Origin of the sequence: Photobacterium pectinilyticum, assembly GCF_024357955.1 — a bacterium.
GTDB classification, from domain to species: domain Bacteria; phylum Pseudomonadota; class Gammaproteobacteria; order Enterobacterales; family Vibrionaceae; genus Photobacterium; species Photobacterium pectinilyticum.
Genome location: NZ_JANEYT010000060.1, coordinates 1 through 26,990, shown reverse-complemented (window position 1 = coordinate 26,990; position 26,990 = coordinate 1). Strand labels below are relative to the sequence as shown.

Annotated in this window: 25 protein-coding genes and 1 pseudogene; 21 read left to right on the top strand and 5 right to left on the bottom strand. The window is 42.8% G+C overall.

Features of this window, described 5'->3' with window-relative positions; translation table 11 throughout:
- Window positions 1–714, top strand: a 714-nt coding sequence (locus NHN17_RS19455) for a DDE-type integrase/transposase/recombinase (protein ID WP_255044289.1), incomplete at its 5' end; no start/stop codon positions are given.
- A 134-nt stretch (window positions 715–848) separates the two neighbouring features.
- Here the strand turns inward: NHN17_RS19455 and NHN17_RS19450 are convergent.
- Window positions 849–1,301 carry a septal ring lytic transglycosylase RlpA family protein gene (locus tag NHN17_RS19450; RefSeq protein ID WP_255044288.1) on the bottom strand — a complete coding sequence of 151 codons (453 nt, stop codon included), beginning with the start codon at window positions 1,299–1,301 and terminating at the stop codon, window positions 849–851.
- A gap of 516 nt (window positions 1,302–1,817) precedes the next feature.
- On the opposite strand from NHN17_RS19450, the gene NHN17_RS19445 reads away from it, so the two are divergent.
- From NHN17_RS19445 to NHN17_RS19435, 3 genes are all read left to right on the top strand, one after another.
- Entirely contained in the window at window positions 1,818–2,048 is a 231-nt protein-coding gene (locus tag NHN17_RS19445) for a hypothetical protein (RefSeq protein WP_255044287.1), read from the top strand.
- Window positions 2,049–2,223: 175 nt separating this feature from the next.
- Window positions 2,224–2,808, top strand: coding sequence for an NAD(P)H-dependent oxidoreductase (locus NHN17_RS19440; protein ID WP_255044286.1), 585 nt, complete (start codon window positions 2,224–2,226; stop codon window positions 2,806–2,808).
- Between the two features lie 145 nt (window positions 2,809–2,953).
- Complete coding sequence (locus tag NHN17_RS19435; protein WP_255044285.1) at window positions 2,954–3,319, top strand: winged helix-turn-helix transcriptional regulator; 366 nt, start codon at window positions 2,954–2,956, stop codon at window positions 3,317–3,319.
- Between the two features lie 97 nt (window positions 3,320–3,416).
- Here the strand turns inward: NHN17_RS19435 and NHN17_RS19430 are convergent, their stop codons facing one another.
- Window positions 3,417–3,956 carry a peroxiredoxin family protein gene (locus NHN17_RS19430; protein WP_255044284.1) on the bottom strand — a complete coding sequence of 180 codons (540 nt, stop codon included), beginning with the start codon at window positions 3,954–3,956 and terminating at the stop codon, window positions 3,417–3,419.
- Window positions 3,957–4,425: 469 nt separating this feature from the next.
- Between NHN17_RS19430 and NHN17_RS19425 the strand changes: the two genes are divergently transcribed.
- The 13 genes from NHN17_RS19425 to NHN17_RS19360 all read left to right on the top strand — a co-directional run bounded on the left by NHN17_RS19425 (window position 4,426) and on the right by NHN17_RS19360 (window position 18,883).
- Window positions 4,426–5,949: an endonuclease/exonuclease/phosphatase family protein gene (locus NHN17_RS19425; protein ID WP_255044283.1), complete on the top strand. Its 1,524-nt coding sequence runs from the start codon at window positions 4,426–4,428 to the stop codon at window positions 5,947–5,949.
- A 1,043-nt stretch (window positions 5,950–6,992) separates the two neighbouring features.
- A complete protein-coding gene (locus tag NHN17_RS19420) occupies window positions 6,993–7,724 on the top strand; it encodes an IclR family transcriptional regulator (RefSeq protein WP_255044282.1) in 732 nt (243 codons plus the stop codon).
- A gap of 21 nt (window positions 7,725–7,745) precedes the next feature.
- Entirely contained in the window at window positions 7,746–8,522 is a 777-nt protein-coding gene (locus tag NHN17_RS19415; protein WP_255044281.1) for an SDR family NAD(P)-dependent oxidoreductase, read from the top strand.
- Between the two features lie 52 nt (window positions 8,523–8,574).
- On the top strand, window positions 8,575–9,528 hold the full coding sequence (locus NHN17_RS19410; RefSeq protein ID WP_255044280.1) for a Bug family tripartite tricarboxylate transporter substrate binding protein: 954 nt from the start codon (window positions 8,575–8,577) through the stop codon (window positions 9,526–9,528).
- Window positions 9,529–9,580: 52 nt separating this feature from the next.
- Window positions 9,581–10,078: a tripartite tricarboxylate transporter TctB family protein gene (locus NHN17_RS19405; protein ID WP_255044279.1), complete on the top strand. Its 498-nt coding sequence runs from the start codon at window positions 9,581–9,583 to the stop codon at window positions 10,076–10,078.
- Between the two features lie 10 nt (window positions 10,079–10,088).
- Window positions 10,089–11,618, top strand: coding sequence for a tripartite tricarboxylate transporter permease (locus tag NHN17_RS19400; RefSeq protein WP_255044278.1), 1,530 nt, complete (start codon window positions 10,089–10,091; stop codon window positions 11,616–11,618).
- Entirely contained in the window at window positions 11,615–12,517 is a 903-nt protein-coding gene (locus NHN17_RS19395) for an SMP-30/gluconolactonase/LRE family protein (protein ID WP_255044277.1), read from the top strand. Before NHN17_RS19400 ends, NHN17_RS19395 begins: the two co-directional genes overlap by 4 nt.
- A 12-nt stretch (window positions 12,518–12,529) precedes the next feature.
- Window positions 12,530–13,447, top strand: coding sequence for a 2-dehydro-3-deoxygalactonokinase (locus NHN17_RS19390; protein ID WP_255044276.1), 918 nt, complete (start codon window positions 12,530–12,532; stop codon window positions 13,445–13,447).
- Window positions 13,444–14,061 carry a 2-dehydro-3-deoxy-6-phosphogalactonate aldolase gene (locus NHN17_RS19385; RefSeq protein ID WP_255044275.1) on the top strand — a complete coding sequence of 206 codons (618 nt, stop codon included), beginning with the start codon at window positions 13,444–13,446 and terminating at the stop codon, window positions 14,059–14,061. The genes NHN17_RS19390 and NHN17_RS19385 overlap by 4 nt, the downstream gene beginning before the upstream one ends.
- A gap of 112 nt (window positions 14,062–14,173) precedes the next feature.
- Window positions 14,174–14,935, top strand: a complete 762-nt coding sequence (locus NHN17_RS19380; protein ID WP_255044274.1) for a glucose 1-dehydrogenase — start codon at window positions 14,174–14,176, stop codon at window positions 14,933–14,935.
- A gap of 154 nt (window positions 14,936–15,089) precedes the next feature.
- Window positions 15,090–15,728, top strand: coding sequence for an RpiB/LacA/LacB family sugar-phosphate isomerase (locus NHN17_RS19375; protein WP_255044273.1), 639 nt, complete (start codon window positions 15,090–15,092; stop codon window positions 15,726–15,728).
- A 613-nt stretch (window positions 15,729–16,341) separates the two neighbouring features.
- The gene (locus NHN17_RS19365) at window positions 16,342–16,836 is read left to right on the top strand and encodes a YcxB family protein (protein ID WP_255044272.1); all 495 of its coding nucleotides are present in this window, start codon (window positions 16,342–16,344) and stop codon (window positions 16,834–16,836) included.
- Between the two features lie 235 nt (window positions 16,837–17,071).
- Window positions 17,072–18,883 (top strand): M3 family oligoendopeptidase, encoded by a 1,812-nt coding sequence (locus NHN17_RS19360; protein WP_255044271.1) that lies wholly within the window; start codon window positions 17,072–17,074, stop codon window positions 18,881–18,883.
- Between the two features lie 141 nt (window positions 18,884–19,024).
- Here the strand turns inward: NHN17_RS19360 and NHN17_RS19355 are convergent, their stop codons facing one another.
- A complete protein-coding gene (locus tag NHN17_RS19355; RefSeq protein ID WP_255044270.1) occupies window positions 19,025–19,669 on the bottom strand; it encodes an outer membrane beta-barrel protein in 645 nt (214 codons plus the stop codon).
- 468 nt (window positions 19,670–20,137) lie between these two features.
- On the opposite strand from NHN17_RS19355, the gene NHN17_RS19350 reads away from it, so the two are divergent.
- The 3 genes from NHN17_RS19350 (at window position 20,138) to NHN17_RS19340 (ending at window position 24,038) form a co-directional block, all read left to right on the top strand.
- On the top strand, window positions 20,138–21,661 hold the full coding sequence (locus NHN17_RS19350) for a DUF1800 domain-containing protein (protein WP_255044269.1): 1,524 nt from the start codon (window positions 20,138–20,140) through the stop codon (window positions 21,659–21,661).
- Window positions 21,662–21,664: 3 nt separating this feature from the next.
- Window positions 21,665–22,975 (top strand): DUF1501 domain-containing protein, encoded by a 1,311-nt coding sequence (locus tag NHN17_RS19345; protein ID WP_255044268.1) that lies wholly within the window; start codon window positions 21,665–21,667, stop codon window positions 22,973–22,975.
- A gap of 115 nt (window positions 22,976–23,090) precedes the next feature.
- Complete coding sequence (locus tag NHN17_RS19340; RefSeq protein WP_255044267.1) at window positions 23,091–24,038, top strand: LysR family transcriptional regulator; 948 nt, start codon at window positions 23,091–23,093, stop codon at window positions 24,036–24,038.
- A 77-nt stretch (window positions 24,039–24,115) separates the two neighbouring features.
- On the opposite strand, the gene NHN17_RS19335 is transcribed toward NHN17_RS19340, so the two are convergent.
- The gene (locus NHN17_RS19335) at window positions 24,116–25,123 is read right to left on the bottom strand and encodes a zinc-binding alcohol dehydrogenase family protein (RefSeq protein ID WP_255044266.1); all 1,008 of its coding nucleotides are present in this window, start codon (window positions 25,121–25,123) and stop codon (window positions 24,116–24,118) included.
- A 261-nt stretch (window positions 25,124–25,384) separates the two neighbouring features.
- Window positions 25,385–26,299, bottom strand: coding sequence for a DUF2971 domain-containing protein (locus NHN17_RS19330; protein ID WP_255044265.1), 915 nt, complete (start codon window positions 26,297–26,299; stop codon window positions 25,385–25,387).
- A 383-nt stretch (window positions 26,300–26,682) separates the two neighbouring features.
- On the opposite strand from NHN17_RS19330, the pseudogene NHN17_RS19325 reads away from it, so the two are divergent.
- Window positions 26,683–26,916: pseudogene (locus NHN17_RS19325) on the top strand (DUF4345 family protein); the annotation flags it as partial.
- Between the last annotated feature and the right edge of the window lie 74 nt (window positions 26,917–26,990).

The window sequence follows — 26,990 nt, the reverse complement described above, 5'->3', positions numbered from 1 at the left end:
AGAGTTTTAAAAGAGCACTCTCAACTCAAAAGACGAGGAGGTTCTGTCTCAATCAGTCGACCAAAGCCCAAGGCTCAGAAAGCGACAAAGCCAAACCAGGTTTGGAGTTGGGACATTAGCTATTTACCATCAATTACTAAGGGTGAGCACTACTACCTCTATGTAATTATGGATATTTTTAGCAGGAAAATAGTCGGTGCAGAAGTATTCCAACAAGAACTTGGTGAGCACGCAGCCGATTTACTTCAACGTACTACTTGGAAAGAGAAATGCGTTAATAAAGGGGTAGTGCTGCACTCTGATAATGGCGCTCCTATGAGAAGCTATACAATGTTGGCCAAGATGAATGATCTCGGTGTAATGAGTTCGTACTCTCGTCCTAGAGTTAGTAACGATAACCCTTACTCCGAGTCGCTATTTAAAACGGTTAAATGCATACCATCATGGCCCGTGGCAGGATTCAGCTCCATTGAAGAAGCAAGGAAATGGGTTGGAGATTTCACCTATTGGTATAACGTTGAACACAAGCACAGCGGAATCAAATATGTGACACCTCAGCAAAGGCACACTGGTGAAGATCATGACATCTTAGAGCAACGTAAGCTTGTTTATCGTAAAGCTCAAGCAACAAACCCTGAGCGCTGGAGCGGGCAAACTAGAGATTGGAGCTTTATTGACGAAGTGTTCTTAAATCCAGAGAACAAAGCAGCCTAAGGTGTTGTAAATATGTAAAAATGGTGACAACTTGATTGAAAAACAGCGGGAATAGGTGTCCGGTTTGCTCCGGCGCATGCAATTGTGCAGCAAGCTGCTGCACAAATCAGTTCAAGATACATTTGAATTGGGGATTAGTGCTTATACCTAAAGGTATTACTATCATCAATAATTTCAATCTTGACTGGCGCTACGCCTTGATTGATGTTGCCTATTTGTTCAAATGACTTTTGAGAAAGGTCAATAACGCGGCCTTTTGCAAAAGGACCCCGATCATTGATTTTGACATTTACCGTTTTGTTATTGGCTGTATTTGTGACCCTTACTATAGTTCCAAAAGGTAAGGTTCGATGAGCTGCTGTATGGGCTTTCATATCATAACGCTCACCACTTGCAGTGAGCCTTCCGTGGTATTTCTTACCATACCACGAAGCTTGACCAATAAGCTCATGTGACTTAGCGTAACCCCTTGTTTTTACTTCATCGATTGCCACGGTTGAGGAGCAGCCAGCTAGCAAAGTAAGGATGAGAGCCGTAAAAAGGAGGTTTAATTTTTTCATGCTATTTGGATACTCTATTTTTTTCATGTCATGTTTGTCTGTTTTTGACTTGTTGCGGGTTTAAAATTTTGCCATGAACAATGCCTATTTTGGTCATGGTTAAGAAAGATTTTGGAAGTGAGAAAATAAAGCGAGTAACGCTTACGGTCTGCACCAGGTGATTAATGCTTCCAATAGCCTATGAGAACAAACTGTATGGCAGAGAACAGTCGAAGCCGCAACTGATCTACATCAAGCTGTTCGGTTAGTATTATCCTCAACAAAATGCTTGAAACAATTGTATAAACCAAGGTCAGGCTGCGCAAACTGACTCCATGGGTTTTGGCATGTTAAACAATGCTAAATCGTGGGAGTGAAGATCATAAAATATAACACGCTGTATTATTTTTAAGAAAAAAGCCACATCACATCTAACATGAGCTTAAGCCGGTTGATTTTAAATAAAGGTAATTGGTATTGTTGTGCCGCGTAAATGCGCCGTAAGTAGGGGGTTAACACGCGAAACAACCCTAAACCATTATTAGTTCATCGAGAAAACCAAACATGTCAGCCACACAATTTCAAACGAACTGGATTAAACCCTTTAAACTCGATCACGCTGCCCTCAAGCTCGGCAAAAGCAAGGAGGAAATCAAGGTGTTATGCGATTCAAAAGTGTTGAACGGCGGTTGGGATGAGTTTTACGGTCAGAATGGCGCTTTTGTCGTCTGGTTACCCGTGGACCAAACTGATATTACAGCCGATGAAATACGCGCTGGCGCTACAATGCACTAAGGATTCAATGGAGGCTTTCACATGAGTCACTGCAGAACTTGCGCTTCAATATGGCTAGGTTACTAAAAGTATACTAATTGAATTCGATTTTTAGGTAACTAATATATACCGCTACACACGAGTGACAAAGGCTTCACTTGTGTATCTAACCAATTTGTTAGCGGAGTAATCGACTATGAGCAACGTTCTTATCATCAATGCCTACGCGCCATCACCATTCTCAGAGGGCAAACTTACTGCATCATTGGTAGACAAAGCGGTTACGCTTTTAGAGCAGAAAGGCCACTCGGTTCGTGTAGTGACCATGCAAGATGAGTATGTGGTTGAGGAACAACTGGCTCACTTTGAATGGGCTGATCGTGTGATTCTGCAGTCGCCAGTAAACTGGATGACGATCCCTTGGTCTTTCAAAAAGTATATGGATGAAGTATTCACAGCAGGTATGGGTGGTGCATTGTGTACCTTTGATGGCCGCAGCGCTGAAGAGCCTACTAAGAACTACGGTACAGGTGGCACTCGTACTAACACCAAATACATGCTTTCTCTGACATTTAATGCGCCAAAAGAATCTTTTGATGACCAAGATGAGTACCTGTTCCAAGGTAAGAGTGTGGATGATTTGATGTTTCACATGCACGCTAACTTCCGCTTTTTTGGTATGTCAGCGCTACCTACTTTTGCGTGTTATGACGTAATGAAGAATGCCGATATTGAGAGTGATTTTGCACGCTTTGAAGCGCACCTCGGTGAAGTATTCTAATTTGAATCAACCATAGTTTTACTCACGGTGAGGTTACTCAAGCTGCAGTGAAGTGGTACTATGGCGTAAGAATTAAACCAGATATATTGTTGCTTCTCATCATGAACCTCAGCTATCTGGTTTCTTTTTTTATTAGCGAGATTGTATGAAAGCAAAAGTAGAAGTTGACTCAAAAGGACATAAAAGCGTTATAAATGCGTGTGCTGAGCCTTGTGCTATTGAAAAAGGAATGCGGATTTTGGGGGCCAAATGGAAGGGTTCCATTATTTATCACCTAAAAGATGGCCCTGTTCGCTTTAATGACCTTTCACGCATGCTTGGCGGCGCAAGCAAAAAGATGGTCGACCAACGCCTTAAAGAGCTAGAAAGTGAAAACATGGTGATACGACGTGTACTCAATGACAAGCCATTGGCAGTGAGTTATGAACTGACTGAGTTTGGGAAAAGCGCTCTGAGTATTCTTGATGATTTGAGAAAGTGGTCTGAAAATAACGATATTCAGCTCAAGTAGCCTAAATAGAAATTGTAATTTCTATGCTATTTCAAACAAGGCAACATCTTGCGATGTTGCGATGTTGCGATGTTGCGATGCTTTTTATGCGATAGGTCTAATAGTCTAGTGTGCCACGAATTGGGTAGTGGTTATCTGGATTACGAATCCATGCTAAGCCACGTGTCAGCGCCCCTAGCTCTGGTCTTACAAATGGGTTGTTTGATAGATCGGTCACATGCAGATTGCCATGCTCATTGATGACAAATAGACCAGGTTCTGCAAAGTTATGGTCGGTTTCTGCTTCAGAGCGTGGTAGAGAAATATAAAGCCCTAACGTCTTCATTTGTTGCTCACTTAGGCCATAAGCAATCGGGAAGCTGATATCGAGTTTATCTAGATGTTGCTCTAATTGCTGTTTTGAATCGCCAGAAACAGCCAGAATATCGACGCCTGCATCGCTGAAGGCCTGTTTATAGGTCTCAATCTCGTTGAGGTACTTGGTGCAAAGTGGGCAATGCTTGCCACGATAGACAAACACCGCTTGCCATGTTGCATCACCTTGAGGTTGGCCTAGCGTGACTTTGGTCCCATCCAATGTTGTTGCTTCTAATGTCGGGAAGGTGTCACCTGCTTTTAGTTTCTTAGAGTATCCCATCTCGGCTCCTTGGATTGAATTCACAACTAAGTAAATCAAAAAGTAGGGCAATATAAAGATAGTTTCAACTAGTATACTTTTAGTAACCTAGAGGTTCTGTTTATTTTGTTATGTTCTTGCGTGCAACGAAAATTCTGATTGACTCGTATTTGCTCCAAACCTTCTTAGAAAAAATATCATTGCTCCGACTCAATCTAGCATTTGCAATACATCAAGTAATCGGTGTCGTGAGATGGGTATGTTGAGGTGACTAATCTGACAAAGCCACTACAGACTGCCCCCAAGACCCCATTGTGATTGGGCAGTTGATGGGTCATAAGATTTACAGGTGGTCATACTGTTAATTTTTGATTGCCACTTAATTTAGGTTATCTAATTAAAGCAACTGAAAAAAATAAGCTTTACGCCACTTAAGCTGTAACTGTTGACTAATAACTTAGAGCTGAACTTAAATTTCATGGTAAGTAAAATGAACCCTAGAACACTGATAGCATTGCTTGTCTCCGGCGCCTTATTCGGTTGTAACTCTTCTTCAGATGATATTATTGAGCAAGAGCACGTCACCCAAGTCAACATTGTTACGGCCAATATGTGGCAGAGCTTGATGCGTAATCTGGAAGGGACGAGTGACTATCATATTGCCCTAGAAGAGTTTCGTCATGCCGATGCTGATATTCTTCTTCTTTCAGAGGCATCAGGCATCACCGCTCGCATTGCAGAGCAACTTGGTATGTATTTTTGGCAGGGGCATGACTCTTATGTAACGGCCGGTATTGTCTCTAAGTTTCCGATAATAAAGGTATACAACGATACGCCAAGTGAAAATGATGCAATGGGCGGTGGTGTGGGTGTTGTGGTTGATATCAATGGCCGTGAAGTGACTTTGTGGTCAAATCATTTAGATTATCGTAATTACGTGGTTTACGATGCTCGAGGTGGTGATGGCCAGGCCTGGGCAGCTCGTGAAGGCTGTGTACCAGTGAGTGAGGCGGATGAAATTGATGCACTGAACCTGATGAGTTCACGTCCGAGTCAAACTCAATACATGTTGGATGAGCTAGCACCAGCTAATGAGCAAGGAAAGGCGATTTTCATTGGTGGTGATTTCAATGAGTCTTCAGGGTTAGACTGGACTGAAGAGACCGCTTACATGTTTGACCATAATGGTACTGTCCACGACTTCATGGTCCACAGAATGATCCGTGCTGAAGGCTACGTCGATTCTTACCGCGAACTCTACCCGAACCCAGTGACGCACCCAGGCCTCACTTGGCCGTTTCATATTGATGACAGCTGGACGCAAAGTAAGTCATTCATTGATGAGTGTGGACGAGGACTCGATGACCGAGACCGCATTGACTTGATTTATCATTCTCAAGCCGAAGGTCTGGAGCTTCTGAGCACTTCAATTATTGGCCCACGTGCAGAAACCTACTTCCCTGGTCCTGATGGCAATGACGACCTTTACGATTGGCAAGACCCACATTCAGGAATCATGGTCGACGAAGATGGCGAACCTTACTATGGTCCTCGTGAGTTTGTGTCCGATCACCTTTGGTATAAGGCGACCTACAATTTGGTGACACCAAATACGAGCACAGAGGCTGAGTCTTTAAACCTTAACCCAGAATTCTCCAACCTGCAGATCGCAGCTGAAGGCGAAGAACTGGTTCTCACGTTCACTTTGGATAACTGGAAAATGTGGGAAGAAGACCGTGATTACCATCTGGTGGTGGCTGGTGATTCAACCAATGCTCGTCTAAACAGTGATGGGACCTATGGTTGGCAGTCTGAGTCACTAAGCGTGCAGCCTAATGGTGAGTTTGAAGTTCGAGTTGCGCCTGAGGTGTACAACAAATTGAAGGAAGAGGGTGAGATTGATCTTCATTCTGGCCTTCAACTGCGCGCAATCAGCCTTGTGAGTGGTTGGTACAAGCAATACGCAGTATTAACAATCCCAACGGAAGATATTGAAGCGGTAGTTAATCTGTAAAAAACAGCGTATAAGCGTAAAGTTATAAGTTGCCCCCCATGTTGCTATCATATAATTGCAACATGGGGGGATAGCAGTTAACAAATCTTTGTCGGGTAGACGACACTTGTTACCAAGTGTCGCCACCCTAAGAACCCAGCGTACAACTTTCACTGAACTAGGCTCAAGTCTCCACCAAGGCATTGTTACAATGCAGCCTTCGCTTTTTCCAACCTCCTATACCTGTAATCGGCCACAAAGGCTTTCCCTATGGTAGGGTACAGGCTTACCGTGTTCCGTATGTCGCGCAATGTCAGGGTAGATTGAACCGCTACTTTATTCAGGCTCCTGGTTCATCTGGTGATACAGATGGTCACATATTAAGCGGTGAACAGCGCTTCATACGACTTCACATCGCATGCCCGAAGTGTGTTACAACAGGTTGAACTTACTTTTCAGCTAAGCGTCATTTGACTGACTTTTCCTAATGCCAGTAAAGTGCATAACGGAAAAAGGAGATATGCTCGCGTCGGATCGGTTGCTCGGGGTGGCATGCTGTTTCTTTTGACTTTGTTTTCTTTTCTGATTACCACAATTCACATTGTTTATGGTGTAGTTACGTTATTAACAAGGACCTAGAATTACGCTAAGTATAATGACTAAAAAATCATCTCTAAATTAATTATTCATTAAATGTAAATTGTATATGATGACGATGGTATAATTTGCTAATTATACCACCAAACGTAGTCGAAAAATCTAATTGGTAATTAAAAGTAAAGAATTAAAACCCGCACTAAAATTTTAAAATAACTTGCTCATGTGCCACTTACCTGCCTTACATAAATAATAAATTCATACACATAACAAGGTGAAGCGAAATACTGCGCGCCAATCATTTACTTAATAGAAAAATAATCAAAATTCGTTTATGTGAATTGAATCATTAAATTATTCCACAATGCGGAAAGAGCATTCCATTATAAGGAAATGATGGTTCATATCACAGAATCATAAAAATAAAGCCAATAATATATAGCCATAAATTAGTTAAAGGTAACTCTATGCCAAGCACTAAAAGCATATTAAAGGGACTATCAATCTTAGAGTCTATTGCGCGTGGTTCTCGAACATTAACTGAAATACATGAAGAACTAGGTATACCAAAAACCACTGTGCATAGAACATTGGCAACTTTAATTGAAAGTAATTATATCCGAGATGTAAAAGGTATTGGCTTAATGCTAGGCACTGAAATTATGCGTCTTGGCTTACTTGCCCAAGAACAAATGCCTTTAAGAGCTATTGCTAGACCATACCTAGAAAGACTTGCGAATGAAACACAAGACACAGTTCACTTAGGTATTCGTGAAGATGAGTTTATTTTTTATCTCGATAAAGTTAAAGGTTATCGAACTATTGAAATGAAATCATCTATTGGTGACAGGCTTCCTCTTGCTTGTACCGGAATAGGTAAGTCTTTAATGCTAGATTTACCCAGATCAGAGATTTCTCGATTATGTAGAACACAAATTAAAGATAAAGAAAAAAGTGAAATTATTATAAATAGAATGAATGAATATACAAAAGGAGATTATAGCTTTGATCTAGAAGATAGTACAGAGCTCCTTCGCTGTGTCGCAGTCCCAATTAGAAATAAGCATAAAAACATAATCGCGGCTATTTCTTTAGCCAGCATTAATGTTTATATGAGTAACGAAAGAATGAATGACCTTATTCCATTATTAAAAAATACCTCTCGATTAATTTCAAGAGACATTGATCAATTGTCATAACCACAGATTTTGAGGAATCGCATGTTTACTGATCTTAAAAATAAGCGAATCGTAATTACTGGCTCCACACAAGGTATTGGCCTTGCCATTGCTAAAGATTTTGCTCGTTGCGGCGCTATCGTATCCATAACATCATTAGTTCGTCCAGATAATATTAATAGTATTTTATCTGAACTTACGGAGCTTGGCGGAAAAGGCTCTTTTCATCAAGTCGACTTTACCAAAGAAGATGAATGCCGCCGATTTACTGCAGAATTTATTGAGATGCACGGTGGTATTGATGTATTAATCAACAACGTAGGAGGGCTCGTTGGCCGCAAACAAGTCCCAGATATTGATGACGAATTCATCTCTAAAGTTTTCGATCTCAATGTTCAATCAGCACAATACATGACAAAGTATTGCCTTCCTGCCTTGCAAGCATCAGCAAAACAGCCTAATTGGACCGCATCGGTAACCACCGTGGGATCCTTTGCAGCTTACATGGGAGGTGGACCAGGCGCGTCACTCTACGCTGCAGCAAAAGCTTGGCTTCACACGATCACCAAATCCTGGGCAACTGCTTATGCAAAAGACAATATTAGATTCAATATTGTCTCACCTGGCACTGTCGATACAGCTTTTCATGCCGACAAAGATCAAGCCACTCGAGATGCCATTAGCGCAACTATTCCAATGGGCTGCTTTGGCACGCCTGAAGAAATGGCGCCTTCTTTTATATTCCTAAGTTCTCACCGTACAGCAGGCTATATTACAGGGCAAATTCTGAATGTGAATGGCGGGCAGTACATGCCATAAACACATGACTTTTTATTCTCTTACCCCAACTAACCAATAAGTGATAGATAATATGAAAAAAATAACACATACATTAAGCGTTATAGCTCTATCAGTCGCATCTTTCGGTTCAATGGCGGCAGGCTACCCTACACGCAGTATTGAAGTTGTTGTCCCATATTCAGCTGGTGGCGGCACCGATCTAGTAACACGTTCATTTGTTGATGTTGCTAACCAATACTTACCGAAAAGTGCCGGAGTGGTAAATAAAACGGGCGGCGGCGGTGCTGTAGGTCTGACAGAAATTGCAATGGCAAGACCCAACGGTTATAAGATTGGTACCGGTACAGTTGAAATTGCGATGCTTCCACACCTCGGCCTTGTTGGGTGGGATGCAACGTCATTCACCCCGATAGCACGCCTTAATGCAGAACCTGCTGCTGTATCTGTAAGTGCAGATGCACCCTGGGATACATTCGAAGACTTCATTGCTTACGCTAAAGAGAACCCATCAGCCGTTCGCATTGGTAACTCTGGTACTGGTGCTATTTGGCACATTGCGGCAGAAGCACTAGGAGATGCATCGAATGTCACTTTTTCGCATATTCCTTACAATGGAGCAAATCCGGCAGCAACCGCTCTTTTAGGTGGACATATTGAGGCTGTTACCGTTAGCCCTGCAGAAGTTGTCAACCATGTCGATAATGGCACAATTAAAATCCTCGCCGTAATGTCAGATAAGCGCCTCGAAAAGTTCCCTGAGGTACCAACATTGAAAGAAAGTGGTGTAGATCTATCAATTGAAACTTGGCGAGGGCTTGTTGTACCAAATAACACCCCAGAGAACGTGATCACCGTTCTATCTGACGTGGCACAAAAAGTTACCAGCAACCCGGACTTTACCCAAACACTAGAAAAAATGAATTTAACACCAGCCTACCTCCCAGCTGATGAATTCCAAGATGCGATCAATAAAGACAATGCGTTCTTTGCACAAACGATGACAAAACTAGGTTTAACTAACTAGTCGTAGCAGCGTACTGCTCTTGACAGGCAGTACGCTTTTATAGGAGGCATGTATGAATACAGTCAATGGCAGCTCAGACAAACTCGTTTACACCCGAGACTGGTATTTGGTCGGTATCTATCTATTTTTCTTTATATTAGGTCTGTTTTTTGTATATCAAACCGTCGATTTCCCTTCTTTTCGAGCTCCGGACGACGTTGGTGCTGCGCGATTTCCGCTTATTTTTGCATCAATCTTAAGCCTACTCTCGTTGATCGGCATTGTTTATACCATTGTCAAAAAGTCGTCGGCAACAATACCTAAGGGGATGAGAAAAGCCGCTATCGGTATTAATTTAAATGTCGCTACACTAATATTAATCCCCTACATAGGTTTCTATTTAGCCTGCTTACTCTTTTCTTGCTTACTAATGCATTATCTCGGCATTACAAATAAGTTTCGGATAATCATGGTAGCAACAGGACAAACTATCGCTATTTATTTTGTATTCCAACTCTTTCTAAAAGTACCTTTACCTGTCGGAATACTTATAGAGAAACTCATTTATTAAGGGATAAGTTATGAGTAACTTTGAGCTTCTATTATCAGGGTTTGCAAACCTTGCTCAGCAGCCTGCAGCTCTGGGATTAGCTATCATAGGCTTGTGTATTGGTATCCTTCTTGGCGTGCTCCCTGGACTAACGGCAACGATGGGCGTCGCTATCTTATTACCGTTTACCTTTGGAATGGACTCGGTTTCTGCCTTGCTCATGATCAGCGGTGTTTTCTTCGGTGGCATTTATGGGGGCTCCATCACTGCGATTCTCCTTAATATACCAGGAACACCTGCTGCGGCCGCGACCGCACTTGACGGTTTCCCTCTATCCCAAAAAGGGTCTGCTGGCTATGCTCTTGGCTACGCAACAATTTCCTCAGTCATTGGCGGGATTATCAGTGTACTCGTATTGGTATTCATGGCACCACTCTTAGCCAAATTCGCATTAAAATTTAGCGCCCCAGAGAACTTCGCACTGGCATTTTTTGGCTTAAGTATCATTATTAGCATCTCTGGTAAGTCAATCTTGAAAGGTTTGGTGGCGGGATTCTTAGGCCTTTTGATTGCGACGATTGGTCTCGACCCCATGTCAGGCTATCCTCGATTTACGTTTGGCTATGCAGAATTAATGACCATTCCATTTATTCCTGTGATGATAGGCCTATTCGCAGGATCTGAGGCCTATAAAAGTATCTCGGAGCCAAACCAAACCAAACCTAGCAAATTTTCCATCACTAAGGTCGTCCCCTCCTTTAGCGATCTAAAACAACGTTTTTTCTTAATGGTTCGCTCGGGCTTTCTGGGAAGCTGTATTGGCTCAGTCCCAGGGGCTGGTGCTGACATTGCTGCATTTGTATCGTACAACGAAGCAAAACGTTTCTCCAAAGACAAAGACTCGTTTGGCTCTGGTAATGTTAATGGCGTTGCAGCAGCAGAAGCGGGGTCAAACGGCTGTACTGGCGGAGCAATGCTACCCATGCTTAGCCTTGGCATTCCTGGCGATGCCGTTACAGCCGTGATGCTCGGTGCATTAACGCTTCAAGGTTTACAACCGGGCCCGCTGCTATTTAGTGAACATGGCGACATGGTGTTTACCTTATTTGCGGGCATGCTGGTGTGCTATATCGCTCTTCTATTTATTGGGCTATCGAGTTTGAAGTACTTGGTTAAAGTACTTTCAATGCCAAAGGCTTATCTTGTGCCGATTATCTTAACGCTTTGTATCGTCGGCACCTTCGCAATCAACAACTCAGTGTTCGATATCGGGGTTATGCTGATAGCTGGCATCATTGGCTATATTATTCGCTTGCGTGATTTCCCTGTATCACCCGTTGTCCTAGCAATGATCATGGGACCAATGGCTGAAAGCAATTTTCGACGAGCCTTAGCGCTTCATAGTGGCAATTTAGATTTCCTTTATACGCGCCCTATCACGGCAACATTGCTATCTATTGCATTATTAACTCTCCTTTTTCCTGCTCTTAAGTATGTCTACCGCATTGCGCGTAACAAAACTGATGACAGCAGAGACTCAATACCAGAGAGAATATTATGAATATACCCACCTTTGACATAAATACTCTATTGCCACTCGGTATCCATATGAACGTCGGCGAGAGTCCCATATGGAATGCTCGACGTCAAAAATGGGTTTGGCTTGATCAAGCTGGACGTATTTATGAATTTGACAGCAACATGCAGCTACTATCACAAAGAAACTTACCTGAAAAGCTTGGGTCTTTAATTCTAACAGAAAGCGACTGTATCGTTGTTTCAGGAGAACGTTCTCTTTATAGATTTGATATCACTAAACCTGACATTGAACAGATAGCCACAATGGATCACCCACACCAACCAATGAAGTTTGCGGATGGACGGTGCGACCGCCAAGGTCGCTATATGGTATCGACCATGAACCCTGTCATTTCCGATAAGCTAGCTTGGGGACAATGGTGGAACTTCTCACACCAACAAGGCTTTAAGCGTGCGGACACTTTTAACTACATAATACCGAACGGCTCAGCATTTAGTCCTGACGGAAAGTCATTTTATTGTACAGAAACAGAAAGTTCGCATCGGAAAGTTTATCGCTGTGGCTACGATATTGACGATGGAGTAATTACCTCACGCGAGCTTATCTTTGATTTTACAGGGTTGCAGCTAGGTCGGCCTGATGGTGCAGCAGTTGACACTGATGGATGCTATTGGATTTGCGGACTTGATGATGGAACGATAACCCGCTTAACACCTGATGGTAAAATTGATCAAGTGCTTTCTGTGCCAATGAAAAAACCAACTATGTGCGCCTTTGGCGGGAAACAAGGTAACACCATGCTAGTGACTTCATTAAGTCGAGGTATCGAAGATTTGGTAGAAGATCCTTATGGTGGTCGCATCATGATGATTGAAATGCCATACCAAGGAATTGAAGAGCCTCGCCTAAAAGGCTATTAAAAAGGAATAAACATGGGAAGTTCGAATACACCTTATATCGCTGCAATAGACTGGGGGACGAGTTCATTTCGAGCTCGAATCGTCGGTATTAATGGCAACGTGATAGAAACTCTCTCTAATGGAGATGGCATCCTCGTGTCAAAAGGTCATTTCAGCGAAACGCTAGAACGAAATCTCGCCAGTTTAGATAATTACGAAATTGGCTTGCCTATAGTAATGTCTGGCATGATTGGCTCTCGTAACGGATGGGTAGAAGCCCCTTATACTGAGCTTCCTTGCAGCGCTCAAAGCCTATCTTTAAGATTAGTGCGTATTGAAGAATATCTACCGCATCAACTATATCTAATTCCCGGGATCAAAAAAACCGGTGATTTATCAGATGTCATTCGAGGCGAAGAAACCGAGATCATCGGTGCAATAGAACACCTTAACCTGAGCCGCGTTATGATGGTGATACCCGGAACCCACTCTAAAGTAGTTACTATAGATAACGGTGAAATATCTGACTTTAAGACATTTTTAACTGGCGAGATATTTCACGCATTATGCACATCAACAATCCTAGGTAGCTTTGGTCATAACGTTGATATACGTTCTGAATGGTTTGAAAAAGGGGTAAATAACGGCTTAAAAACCCAACATGGTGGTGATCTGCTAAACCTTTTATTCACAGCGAGAAGCCGTGTTTTAGTTTCAGATTTGCCCGAGTCAGCATCAGCAAGCTTTATCAGTGGACTACTTATTGGGTCAGAAATTGGTGCAACGGATTATCAAAACAGACCGGTATGGATTATGGGGAATGGCAAATTGCCACAAGCTTACCAACGTGCGTTGTCTATAGCCGATATAAACTGCCAAATTGTACCGGATAATATCGTCGTTGCTGGCACATTAAGTATATTCAATCGATACAAGAAGGAGGATTTATGATCTATTCACTGGAAGATCACCTAGAAACTTGCCCACTTATTGCGATTCTTCGTGGTATCAAAAACGATGAGTGTATTGCAATAGGAGAAGCCCTGTATTCGTGTGGGGTACGAATTATGGAAGTTCCACTAAATTCTCCAAATCCAATAGAAAGTATCCGGTTACTCTCTGAGAATTTCAAAGGGCGTGCCATTGTTGGTGCGGGAACGGTAACGTGCCCAGATGATGTTGCACGAGTAAAAGCCGTTGGTGGACAAGTCATTATTGCCCCAAATTTTGATGAACATGTTGGAAGAATGGCCAAGCAGCTAGGACTTATTTGGATGCCAGGTGTATTTACGCCTACTGAAGCGTTTGCTGCCCTGAGATGCAAAGCAGATATTCTTAAGATTTTCCCTGCAGATCTAGTCTCACCCATCTTAATTAAAGCTTGGTTGGCCACCCTGCCGCAGGGAACTCGACTTGCCCCTGTTGGTGGAATCACAGCCAATAATATAAAAGATTACTTAGAGGTCGGTGCCAAAGGGTTTGGTGTAGGTGGGTCAATATACACCCCCGGCGATACACCTGAAGCTGTACGGGCAAAGGTCGACAGCATTTTGTCTGCACTGTAATTAAAAATAAGCCTTAACAAGGGCGCTATATTATTAATTGTAGCTTACAAATTAAACGATTAAGTCTTTTTAAGTTTATCTAAACTAATACTATTTCAATAGGAAATTATTTATGGTTCTTTTTAACCTTAATTCAAAAGTTGCACTCATAACTGGTGGCAATCGGGGCATTGGATTAGTTATCGCAAAAGGACTTGCAGCTCACGGTGCAAAAGTTATTATTAACAACCGAAGCTTAGAAACGGCAGAATTAGCGGCTAAAAGTCTGAGAGACGAAGGATACGATGCATTACCAGTAGCATTTGATGTCACAGATAAAGAACAAATAGAGAAAGAAATAAATCATATTGAAAATGAAGTTGGTCCCATCGATATTCTCATTAATAATGCAGGGATAAATGTTAGGCATCCGCTACTCGAGTTTCCTGAAAGTGTATATGACAACATTATTGATGTGAATCAGAAGGGGACATTTTTAATGATCCAAGTAGTTGGACGCTACATGGCAAAACGCAACCGAGGAAAAATAATTAACATAGCCTCAATGCAATCGGAGCTAGGTCGCGAAACTATTACTCCTTATGCCGCTTCAAAAGGGGCAGTTAAAATGCTCACGCGTGGAGCCTGTGTTGAACTTGCACCTTATAATATACAGGTTAACGCTATTGCTCCTGGCTATTTTAAATCAGATTTAACTAAACCTCTGGTTGATAATAAAGAATTTACAAACTGGCTTTGCAATCGCGTTCCCGCTGGTCGCTGGGGTAATGTTGAAGAACTCCAAGGTACTGCTGTTTATTTAGCATCAAAAGCATCTGATTTTGTTAACGGTCATATTGTTTTTGTCGATGGAGGAATGCTATCCGCTGTATAGTTTTGTGTTTATATTTGATAATCAATGTCTGACTAATATTATCTAAAAGTAATATACTGAGTAAGGTTATTTTAGAGTTACTAACTCTCATTCACAAGAAAGTTAGACGTGTTTTTTATTCACTTCTAAAAATATAATTTAATTAGGAATAATAATGAAAATTGCATTAATTATGGAAAACAGCCAAGCAAGTAAAAATGCCATGGTGTTAAGTGAACTCAATACCGTTGCTAGTCCTCTAGGGCACGAGGTTGCAAACCTTGGTATGTGTGATGAAAGTGACCATCACCTAACCTATGTTCACCTAGGGGTTATGGCAAGTATTCTCATAAATTCAAAAGCGGCTGATTTCATTTTCACAGGTTGTGGTACCGGTCAAGGCGCTATGATGTCGTGTAACATGCATCCAGGAGTCGTATGCGGATATTGCGTAGAACCCTCTGATGCCTTTTTATTCAATCAAATTAATAACGGGAATGCATTATCACTCATATTTGCCAAGGGCTTTGGTTGGGCTGGAGAATTGAATGTCAGATATATTTTTGAAAAAGCACTAACTGGTGAACGCGGTCAAGGGTACCCACTAGAAAGAGCCAAGCCTCAAAAGGAAAACGCGTCTGCGTTATATAGTGTCAAAACAGCCGTCGCTAAAGATGTCATCGATGGCTTAAAAAGCATCGATCAAGATATAGTAAAAACAGCTATTGGTGGGGTACGCTTTCAAGAATATTTCTTTGCCCACTGTCAGGATAAAAAGATTGCTAACTATGTGCGTTCGCTGCTTACTTCATAGTCTGCACTCACGTATAGGTATAGCAGGCATATTTATAGAAATACCCAGTGATCACACTTTGCGTGCCGCTGGGTAGTTCCAAGGTGACAGCATGTGAGCTTACGGGAAGGTAGTATTCTATTCCAGAGATTGTATTTAACTTATAACGCTTCACCAACTTGCGTAATGTTGGTCTAGAGATACTACAGTGACGACATACGAGGTTTGCATTACTACATTCCTAATACATCCTTACCACTGTAAATTTTGCTGAATTTCTCTGTCCATAGATAACCATAGTAGTAGAACGGATGTCTATAAGTTACACAACAATGGCAACGACGTTTCTGTCATGTCATAAAAGTTATCGGAAGGTAGATTGAGTCCTTTGCCGCTATATTGGAAGTGTCAAAAAACGCGTTCTGCACCCCGTACAGGTTGTGTGATCACCAAGCGATTGTCGTGTTCGGTATAGGAATCCACGTATTAGCAAAGTAGCTAATCAAATCAAGTTATTGATTTATAAAAGTGGACCAAAAGAGCTAAAGAAAAGCACCGAGAAGTTATACAATACTTAAGTTGCAAGGTCGCAGCATGGGATACTCATTCACAGAAAACTTCAAAGTAGCCATATATGTCTAAAGATTTTGATTTCACCACAGAATACACCCTCGACAAGGCCTTTTTTGCAGAGTGTTATGATCAAACTAGCCGTCCTGCTGAATTTCCAAAAGACTATTTAAAAGGAATATTATTTCTTCTTTTTGGGGTGGTTTTAATCATATTTGAGCTACTACCCAGCAGTTACGTTGGTTGGTTCTTTATTGTTTTGAGCATTATTGAGGCGCTTAGTGTTTATTTTAAGAGAACCTGGTGGCTATGGCGACAAACACTCAGCATGAGCTCTGGCAGCAAAGTGGTATTTCATGTTGATTCTAACGGTGTGAGTTATAAAAGCGGTAAAAACACCCGTAACATAGCTTGGAGTGAAATCGACCAACTTCAACAAAGCGATTTAGGTTTTATTCTTCATATGGGTAAACAGCGCCAATATGTCAGTAAATCTTGCTTAAATGATGAAGTGATCGCGTTCATGGTAGAGCAGCACGCAGTATCAAAAATGAACTAACGCCAATGCGCGCAAAATAGAGGCAATAAAACGAATACGGTCAAGTCTTTCATTTTGCTTCTGATTAGAACGGTTGAGCTTTTAGCTAGGGGGTAATCGCTGAGGTTATCCGAGTTCACTCTGTAATATGAAGTTCGAAACAAGGTTTTGTCCAGCTTCGTGTCGACATACCCCTTGGCACAGTTGTGATATGTTGAGGTAGTAAACACAAGTCACAGAATACAGGGAGACATTTATGAATACACCGAGTTGGGATTTATCTATTGCTTACCAAGATCTGAATGATCCAAAGATCGAGCAAGATTTAGCCTCTGTCGAGGCACTTTTTCCGGAATTGGCAAGGTTGGACTCAACGTCTCTAGATGGTTTGGCAGCAGCATTAGTCATGCAGCAAGCCGAACGTGTAAAAGTGATGACGCTCAGTGCGTTCGTAAACTGTATCTTGTCGGTAGATGCGGCCGATGAGCAGGCGAAAAAGCTACTCGGTAGAGTTAATGTGCTGCAATCTGAGCTTGATCAAGCCATGACCCCGTTTATGCAGGCTGTTGTTAACCTTAATCTTGAACAATTCGATGATTTGCTTGAAAAAGGTGGAGAAGAAGGCGAAGCGCTATCACCTTGGCGTTTTTTGCTTGAGAGAGAGCGGCTACTCAAGCCCCAACAACTATCTGTAGCCGAGGAGCAACTGCTTACCGCAATGGATGTGGATGGAAAGTTGGCATGGGGGCGCCTGTACGACAATATTACCGGTAGCTTGAAAGTGACTTTGCAATTGCCAGATGGTCAGCAAGAACGCATGGGGTTATCTCAGGCCGCCAGTATCTTGTATGGTGGCGACAGCTTACGTAGAGAGCCTGCTTGGCGTGCAGTGTCTAAAGCGATGGCTGCACATCAGGAAAGTTTTGCCGCTATCTTAAATGCACTATCCGGTGCTCGATTGACGGAATACCAAAAACGTAGTCATACCCAGAAGGTTGATTTCCTCGACCCGAGCTTGCATACCAGTCGTATCGAGAAAGCCACCCTAGACGCTATGATGGCTGTTGCCAAAAACAATCGTCATATTGGCCAGAAGGCGGGCCTGCATATGGCACGGCTGTTTGGCACGGATAAGCTCAAACCTTGGGATGAAATGGCTTCTATGCCGGCCTTGTCCGGGGGAGAGGGGACTTCGTACAGTTTTGCTGAAGGTATCGATATTATTCGCGATGCTTTTGCCGATGTCGATCCTGAAATGGCTGACTTTGTTGATATGATGGTTGATCAGCAGCTTATTGATGCGGCCCCTCAGCCGAATAAGCGCTTGGGTGCCTACTGCACTAAGTTTGCTGATAGCAGAACGCCATTGGTCTTTATGACTTGGGGTGGCAGTATGTCGGACGTACTGACCTTGGCCCATGAGCTTGGGCATGCTTTCCACAACTGGGTGATGAAAGATATGCCATTGGTGCAAACCCGTTATCCGATGACACTGGCTGAAACCGCCTCTATTTTTGCTGAAAACGTGGTGCGCGATGCACTAATGGCAAAAGCGGATAGCGAGCAAGAGAAGTTGTTAATGTTGTGGGAAGAGGCGCAGTCTGCACTGGCGTTGATGGTTAATATTCCGGTGCGTTATGAGTTTGAAAAAGCCTACTATGAGCAGCGCAAAGATGGCGAATTTACTCCTGAGCAGCTTAAGTTACTCATGTCTGAAACTTGGCAAGAGTGGTACGGCGAAGCCATGGATGAAACCAATGAGATGTTTTGGGCCAGCAAACTACACTTTAGCATTGCAGAAATCAGTTTCTATAATTATCCGTACTTGTTCGGGTATCTATTCAGCAAAGGGGTATATGCACAGCGTGAAGCAAAAGGTGATCGCTTCTATGCTGACTATAAAGCCTTGCTTCGTGACACCGGATCTATGACAGCAGAAGACGTAGTCGAGAAACACTTGGGTATGGATATACGCCAACCTGAATTCTGGCAGCAAAGTGTTGATATGGTCGCTAAGCAAATTGAAGAGTTTGATACGGTTATCAGCAAGCTTAATGGTTTTCGCTAACGTGCTGATCCTTGCTTGTTATTTGTAAAATAAAGATAAAAAAACGGCCTGTAGGTAGCTATCTACCTCTGGCCGCTGCTTTAACCTAGCGAAAGCGAATGTAAATATTTTAATTTAGCAAGAGTGTCTAGCTAGACACACTTAGAAGCTGTAACGTGCACCCAGTTGGACGTTGGTTTCAGCAAATGCATCGTAGTCATTGCGAGATAGATTTGCTTCAAGGCTTACGTGTTCAGTCATTTTCACGCTGTTACCAAGGCGAAGCTCGTACATAGTGTCGTCGTAAGTTGCAAAGCGAACTGCAGGTTCAACCATCCAACGATCCATTACTTGATAGCGAGCACCGATTTCACCGGTGAAGCCCGATTGAGTTTCATTTCCGCCAAAAGTACCAAAGGGTGTTTTTACATCCAGATCGTAACGCGAGTTGGCAAAACCAGCTAAACCATAAACGGTAAAATCATTATTTATTGGCATGAAGTAACCAAGGCCCAAAAGTCCATTTGAGAAGATCATATCGTCAGCCGCGATCGCATCACCACGTGTTTCCACGAAGAAGTTATCGGCGAAGTTCCAACTACCACGTAGGTAAAGGCCAGCACCACCATCTGTAGTAGCAAGTATTCCAGTGTTAGCATTCGCTTCAGACCATAGGTCTTTATTGAATTTACTGATCTGCAGACCACCAGAAATGTAGTCGAAGTTCTGGGTCATAGGCTCTTGAGCATTAGCCGCGAAAGATCCACTCACAAGTGTCGCCAAAGGAAGTAGCATTAACTTTTTCATGTTCATCCTAATTTTGTAACAGAGGCGTTAGGCCTGCTATGTTGTAGGCAAAGGTTTTATTGTTGGAGTGAATGCTACGCCTTAATAAAACAACGTACAATAGCGTTTTTGTGATCCGTACATTCCTATACAATCGACGACAATGTCTGGTGGGGGGGGGAGAAGAATTTAGCGACTAATTGCTTTATCTATTGAGTTATACCAACCTACATTGATCAATCTTGCTGGTTAAAATCGCTGTTAGCTACGTTAGAGGTTTTGTAATCAGAGCCACTAGTTACTGCAATATCCGCCTTGAAAACAACAATTTTTCCTGCGCAACTTTTCTTTCACTAAGTTTAATGCCTTATTTTGTGTTTTTTTGGTACTTTACTTCCAAATTAATCACATAACTCTCGTCAATTCTTCCACCTATTTCATTATTGATAGCCATAAAAATAAATCCAATGATGGAATGAGGTAAACGTCGTGGTTAGCTCAATATATGAACCGGAACAGGCAGCAAAATTTCTGTATCGGGCAACATTTGGTCCCAAGCAAGGGGATATTGATGATTTTTTAGACATGGGCTTAGAGGCTTGGCTCGATGATCAGTTTACTCGAAACTGGCGTCTACACCGGCCTTTGGCTGAACGTTATGCCGAAGCGAGCGGGGATACATTGAATGAAAATGCCCGCTTGAGTGCTTGGTGGAATCGAAGCCTTACCGCTGGCGATCAGCTGAGGCAGCGTGTGGTATACGCGTTGAGCCAGATCTTTGTGGTGTCCAACAGTGGGGGCCCAAACTCTGAAGCGTTGGCCGAATATTATGATGTATTGATGAAGCATGCCTTTGGTAACTTTAGAGATCTGCTTGAAGCGGTAACATTGAGCCCGGCGATGGGTAAATATTTGACTCTGGAAGGCAGCCGTAAGGCAGATCCTGAGAAAAATACCTTTCCAGACGAAAATTATGCCCGTGAAGTGATGCAGCTATTTAGCTTGGGGTTGTGGCAATTGCAGAGCAATGGGATGCCAAAGCTCGATGCACAGGGAAATAAAGAGCCAACTTATACCCAAGAAGATGTTGAGCAACTCGCAAAAGTATTAACAGGCTGGCGTCGTGATACTTATTTGAAACCCATGTATGCCGATTCAAATCGTCATGACTTTGATGAGAAAACAGTATTGGGGCAGGTGTTTCCAAAAGGACAATCGGCTGAGCAAGATCTCTCACAGGCTATAGATCTGCTGTTTAATCACCGAAATACCCCGATGTTCATTTCTGCTTTGCTTATCAAGCGATTGACGTTAAGTAATCCTCGCCGTTCTTATATCCAGCGTGTAGCGGATGTGTTTAAAGATAATGGTAAAGGCGTACGTGGAGATATGCCTTCTGTGATTAAGGCGATCTTACTCGATGAAGATGTCATTAATGGCAAAGCCATGGCTGATCATCAGTCTCACGGTAGTAGCAGCCGGAATTTCGGTAAAGTGAAAGAGCCGATTGTAGCAATGGCAAACCTCTGCCGCGCATTGAATGTGAAAAGTAACGATCCAGATCGCTGGTGGGACTTCCCCGGAACACAAAGTCATTTCGGTCAGGCGCCATTGCAAGCCCCTAGCGTGTTCAATTTTTATGAACCAGATTATGCCCCAAAAGGTGAAATCACCGACAAGCAGCTAACCGCACCGGAATTTGCCATTCTATCGATGGATAGCGTACGCCGGATCTCAAATCGAATGTGGACCATGATATTGGCTCATGACAGCACTAACGTAAAACAGTGGTCATGGAATCGAGCGCAGTTTGAGCAGAAGGTCAATAAACCCGATGAGTATATTGAATTGCTCAATGAACGTATTTTTGCTGGCTTGATGTCTATTGAGCTGGGTGAATTTATCCGTCAAATGCTGGAAGAATTGACCGCAGATAACCGTAATGATGATCGCAAGATCAACGATACGCTGTTTGCCATTCAATGTTCACCAGAGTTTCGCTGCCAGGAGTAAATAATGAAATTATCACGCCGTCATTTCCTGAAAAGCTCGGTAGCCCTTAGTGCGACTTCGGTTGCGCCTGCTCTGACCGGATTGAACATGGCCCAAGCTTCTGAAGAGGATTATAAAGCGCTGGTCTGTGTGTTCCTGTTTGGTGGGAACGATGCTTACAACATGGTGATCCCTGTTACTGACAGTGCTTACCAGACTTATTGGCAAGCGAGGCCCAATCTTGCCATTGCCCAGAAAGAGTTAGTACCCTTAAGTATCGCCACAGAAAACGATATTCAATTGGGGTTACACCCTGCGATGGAAAGCTTGAAAACGGCTTTTGATGAGGGTAATGCCACCGTTATCGTTAACTCCGGCCAGTTGGTTGAACCTATCATAGGTGAGAATAATCCTAATAGCCGAGTTCCTGACTTCTTGATGGCTCACAACCTGCAGCAAACTATGTGGCAGTCTGGTGCGGAAAACATGAATGACAAATTGGGTTGGGCAGGCCGGATGGTTCAGGATATGAACCTCTCTGGTAGCCTGTCTCCTTTAATGTCATTAAACGGCGAACAGAAGTGGTTGCGTAATAACTATGTTGAACCTTTGGTGTTGACTAGCGATGGTGCGGGTGCTTATAACGGGCTGAATAACAGCGATCGTGTTGGTGCTATGAGACGTCATTTCGAGGAGCAATATGTCAATCTGTTTGCCGATAATTACTCAACCACCATGGCTAATCGTTATTACGAGAATGATGCGCTGGATGAGTCCTTGGCATCGGTTGGTGAGCTTGATGGATTCCCACAAACCAGTTTGGGTGACATGCTCCATACCACAGCGAAGTTGATTAAGGTGAGAAGTGCGGCTTCTTTGCAGCATAACCGTCAAATATTCTTTGTCGGGCTCGGTGGCTTTGATACCCATAAAGATCAGGCTGGAAATCATGCTGCTTTACTTGGGCAGGTTTCTGATGCGTTGACGGCGTTTTATCAAGAGATGAAACAGCAAGGCATATCCGACAAGGTCACAGCCTTTACCATGTCTGACTTTGGTCGTCGCATTATGGCCAATGATTCAGGTACTGATCATGGCTGGGCCGGCCACCAATTGGTTGTTGGTGGGGCAGTTAAAGGGGGCAAGGCTTATGGTAAATGGCCCGATCTAACACCGGGAAGTGAATATGACTACAATAATGGTCGTCTTATCCCGGAGATCGCTGCAGATCAAGTTAATGCGACTTTAGCGAATTGGTTTGATACTAGTCTTGATTTAGAAACGCTGTTCCCATCGCTTCTAACTTTCCCGCACAAGACGATTCCATTCCTCTAAATAATAAAAGGTGCATCAGCCGAGCACTTGTTCGGCTGATTCTTCATTTCTCTTCTCTGCAGCTTTGTTTATCCTTAGTTTAGGAAGCTATGCAAACTAAGGATGAGGAATACTGATGTCCATAACCAATCAACTGTCTCTCTTTCTCGATGTTGTCCAGCAGGGATCGTTTTCTAGGGCAGCGACACTACATGATATGGATAACTCCTCTTTATCAAAGCAAATTAAAAAGCTAGAAACGAATCTTGGGGTGCAATTACTCAATCGTTCAACCCGCTCTTTTTCGTTAACACCGGCGGGAGAGGAGATTCTAGAGCAAGCCAATATTTTGATAGATACTTTAAGCCAGATTCAAAATATTGCGGATTCTTATCAGTCGACACCAAAAGGGACGCTCCGTATTACCTCCCCGGTTTTTCTCGGTCAGGAATACCTTCAGCCTGTTATTTCGTGCTTTATGCAGAAATACCCAGATGTAAAAGTACTTCTCTCATTGGATGACAAAAAAGCAGATATCATTGCGGATCATTATGACCTGGCCTTTCGGATAGGCAAGCTTGCGGAATCTAACTTGATTGCTAAAAAAATAGCCAATACCCACTTTGCGGTTATAGCTTCTAAAGCCTTTATTGAAAGATATGGAAATCCTACGACGCCTGAAGAGCTCGCTGAACTTCCTGCAGTTATATACAGCAATGCTGATACCACCTTGGATCAAATGTGGCTGAGTGACAAACCCCATGGTGATAATTTCAAAAGCTACAAGATGAAAGGAAACTACAAAGTCAGCGATGTTCGGATGATGGTGGCTGGTGTCAGGGATGGCCTAGGCTATGCAGTTATTGACCTCTATAATCTCAATCAAAATATTGATGAGCAAGGTATTGTCACTCTGTTGACTGACTATGTACTGCCCAGCAAAGATAAGGCCGTCTATGCTGTTTATCCGCACCGCAAACAAACCCCGTTAGTACGTGAATTTATTCAGGCCTTTCAGGACGATATCGGTGTTCCACCGCGCTGGGTCAGCCATGTGCCAAACTATGCATCTTTGTACCGTTAGCATAAAACCGGGCAATCACAGTCAGTATGTGACTGCCCGGTTTTCAATGCTTCAGTATCGGCCAAGTGCAACTAGGTTTAGAAACCTTCTAGCACAATTTTACCTCTCGCTTTACCCGTTTCCAAAAACTCATGGGCTTTACGTAAATTAGCTGCATTAATTTGGCCGAAGTGATCGCCAACTGTTGTTTTTATTTGTCCTTTATCGATCATACTCGAAACTTCATTTAGTAAGTCATGCTGTGCTTGCATATCCGGTGTTTGGAACAACGAGCGGGTAAACATCAGCTCCCAGTGGATAGAAACGCATTTTGTCTTGAATGGGACGATATCCAATGACTGAGGATCATCAATCAATGCGAATTGGCCCTGAGGTTTAATGACTTTAACAATCTCATCGATGTGCTGCTCGGTATTGTTTAGGCTGACGACATAATCGACTTCAGGTAACCCATGCTTTTCGAATTCAGCCCCTAACGGATTGCGGTGGTTGATAATATGGTCGGCACCTAGGTCTTTCAGCCAATCGATAGTCTCAGGGCGAGAGGCCGTCGCAATCAATTCAAGGTTGGTCAATTGCTTGATGAGCTGAACCATGATTGAGCCAACACCACCAGCGGCACCAATTACAAGGATGCGTTTGTCAGAGGCTGTGTTATCGACTTTCAAACGGTCAAACAATAGCTCCCATGCGGTGATAGATGTGAGCGGCAAAGCAGCGGCGTCAGAAAATGACAGTGATTGAGGCATTTTTCCCACTATACGTTCATCGACGAGCTGCATTTCGGCGTAGCTTCCTGAACGAGAAATATCACCGGCATACCAGATTTTGTCGCCTGGCTTGAACAAAGTAACGCTTTCGCCGACCGCTTTTACGATACCCGTGGCGTCCCAACCAATCACTTTCCAGCTACCATCTTCAGCTGGCATCCCTTGACGAACTTTATAGTCTGCTGGGTTAACCGAAATGGCTTGAACCTCTACCAACAAGTCATGGCCTGTGGCTGTTGGCGCATCTAATGTAATGTCCTGTAAAGATGCTTCGTCTTGGATTGGAAGATTGCGCTGATAACCGACTGCTTTCATGATGACCTCGAACTGTTTGTTTGATGGTCAGTATAATGAACGGTTGGCAAGCTGTGAGAAAGAGCCGGATTACCCAATGATTATGGGTCATTTGGTCCATAGTAAGACTGGCTGAATGTGCTACCGTCGATTAGAAGGCACTGGAAAGTTTCATTATAAATATTGCTGTTTAAATAAAGTAACTTGGTTATACCTTACCCACAGTAAACCTTTAAATTATTGACTATGTAGTGGTATTTATGTACGTCATATTGTGAAAACTCAATTGTATTGCGTCTTATGCCTTGCACATTGCCCAACATCTTCATAGGTTTCAGGTCTTATTTCAGATAGCTCTTGGGCGTTGGCTCCCCACAATAAGGCTTGCTCGCCGTACTGTGAGGTCAAGCTAGAGATCGCCAGTGAATTTCTTCTATCTGATTTCGCCCCGAGAATGATCACCTTTATCGACTCCATAGAAAAGACATCTTCCAATGTGCGCTTGTAGTATGGCGTGATAAGGTTTCTATTCACACGATAGCTCAGCTCACTAAGCGGAACCAGTGCAATGGCACGTGATTCATCTTCGTTAATGAAGTCATGATGTTTCCAAGCAAACAGGGTTTTGAGCAAGGAAAATAGCGAGGATTTGTAATGTGGTGCCAAGGCCTCAAGGGCACTTCTCTGCTCTTGTTCATTGGGCATATCCATGGTGTTAAAGTAGTCAAACAATTCTTTGAATAGGGTAATGGTTTCCTCAATATAGTGATGCAGTGGATTATAACTGCATTTGAATGTCTCACTCAGCATTAGCGTACCGCTAAAGTAGTGAGCAGAGGAGGATAGCGAGGGATGATCACTGGTATTGTTTTTCAGTACATCTGATCTAAAACCGATACAGCTTCCACGACAGTCATCACCATAAAAGCGCCACTGAGTCAGAGAATCACTGGTACCGGAAAAAGAGCAGACGCACATGGAGTGCTGGTTTTCGATTTGATGCAGGAACATTTCCAGGATCATACTGCATGCTGTGTACTCCGAGTCACGGAGCCGTTTAGTCAGGGCATGCAACGCTTTTTTGTACTCACCTTTGTCGTTTAAGAACTGGTAATCGGTAAACCATATCTCTTTGTTGAGCATAACGCCCAATAGTCCGTCCGTTGAGGTGTAATGAAAAAGCGTATTCCCATCCACAAGTAGCGCCTACTTTTTTGTTATGTGTTAATTAAACATTACTAGTATCCTCAAATTTAGGTCAAATTAATTAATGGAAAATGTTAACAGTAGCCAATATTAGTAATTTACTCACCTCACGGGTTTGAGTGGTATGTATGGCTAAGAGGAGTGGGTATTAGTGAAAAATGCTGGCTTTTATCTTTAATGTAGCGAAATGGTTGGGTTACGTTGTATGCCTATTTTTCAATGGCTTAAATTAATACCGAAGGGAGTGTTGACCCTACTTATAAATATAAATCCACACTGAGGTGCAGTTGGTTCATTGAAATGATGGATATTTATTTGTTAGTGCCGACTCACAGACTATGATTTTAACATCGTCAGCTCATTATGGAGATTTTATGAAAATTCAGGGTGTATTCTTGCTTGTTGCTGCATGTGGCCTAACGCCAATAGCACTTTCTTATGGATTATCTCCCGAAGTATCATTGAATTTTTTATTCAATATAGATGCAACACCAATCAATGCTACTCATATTTTTCGCGCTGTCATGGGGTTGTACTTCGCGATGGTGTTATTTTGGGTTCTTGGTGCATTTTATGCCAAATATAGACTTCACGCCCTTTATAGCCTAAATAGCTGTTCCTAATAGTAGATCTCTCAGGGAAGGGAACTCAGTCCAAATTGTGCGATCTGATCAGTTACCAC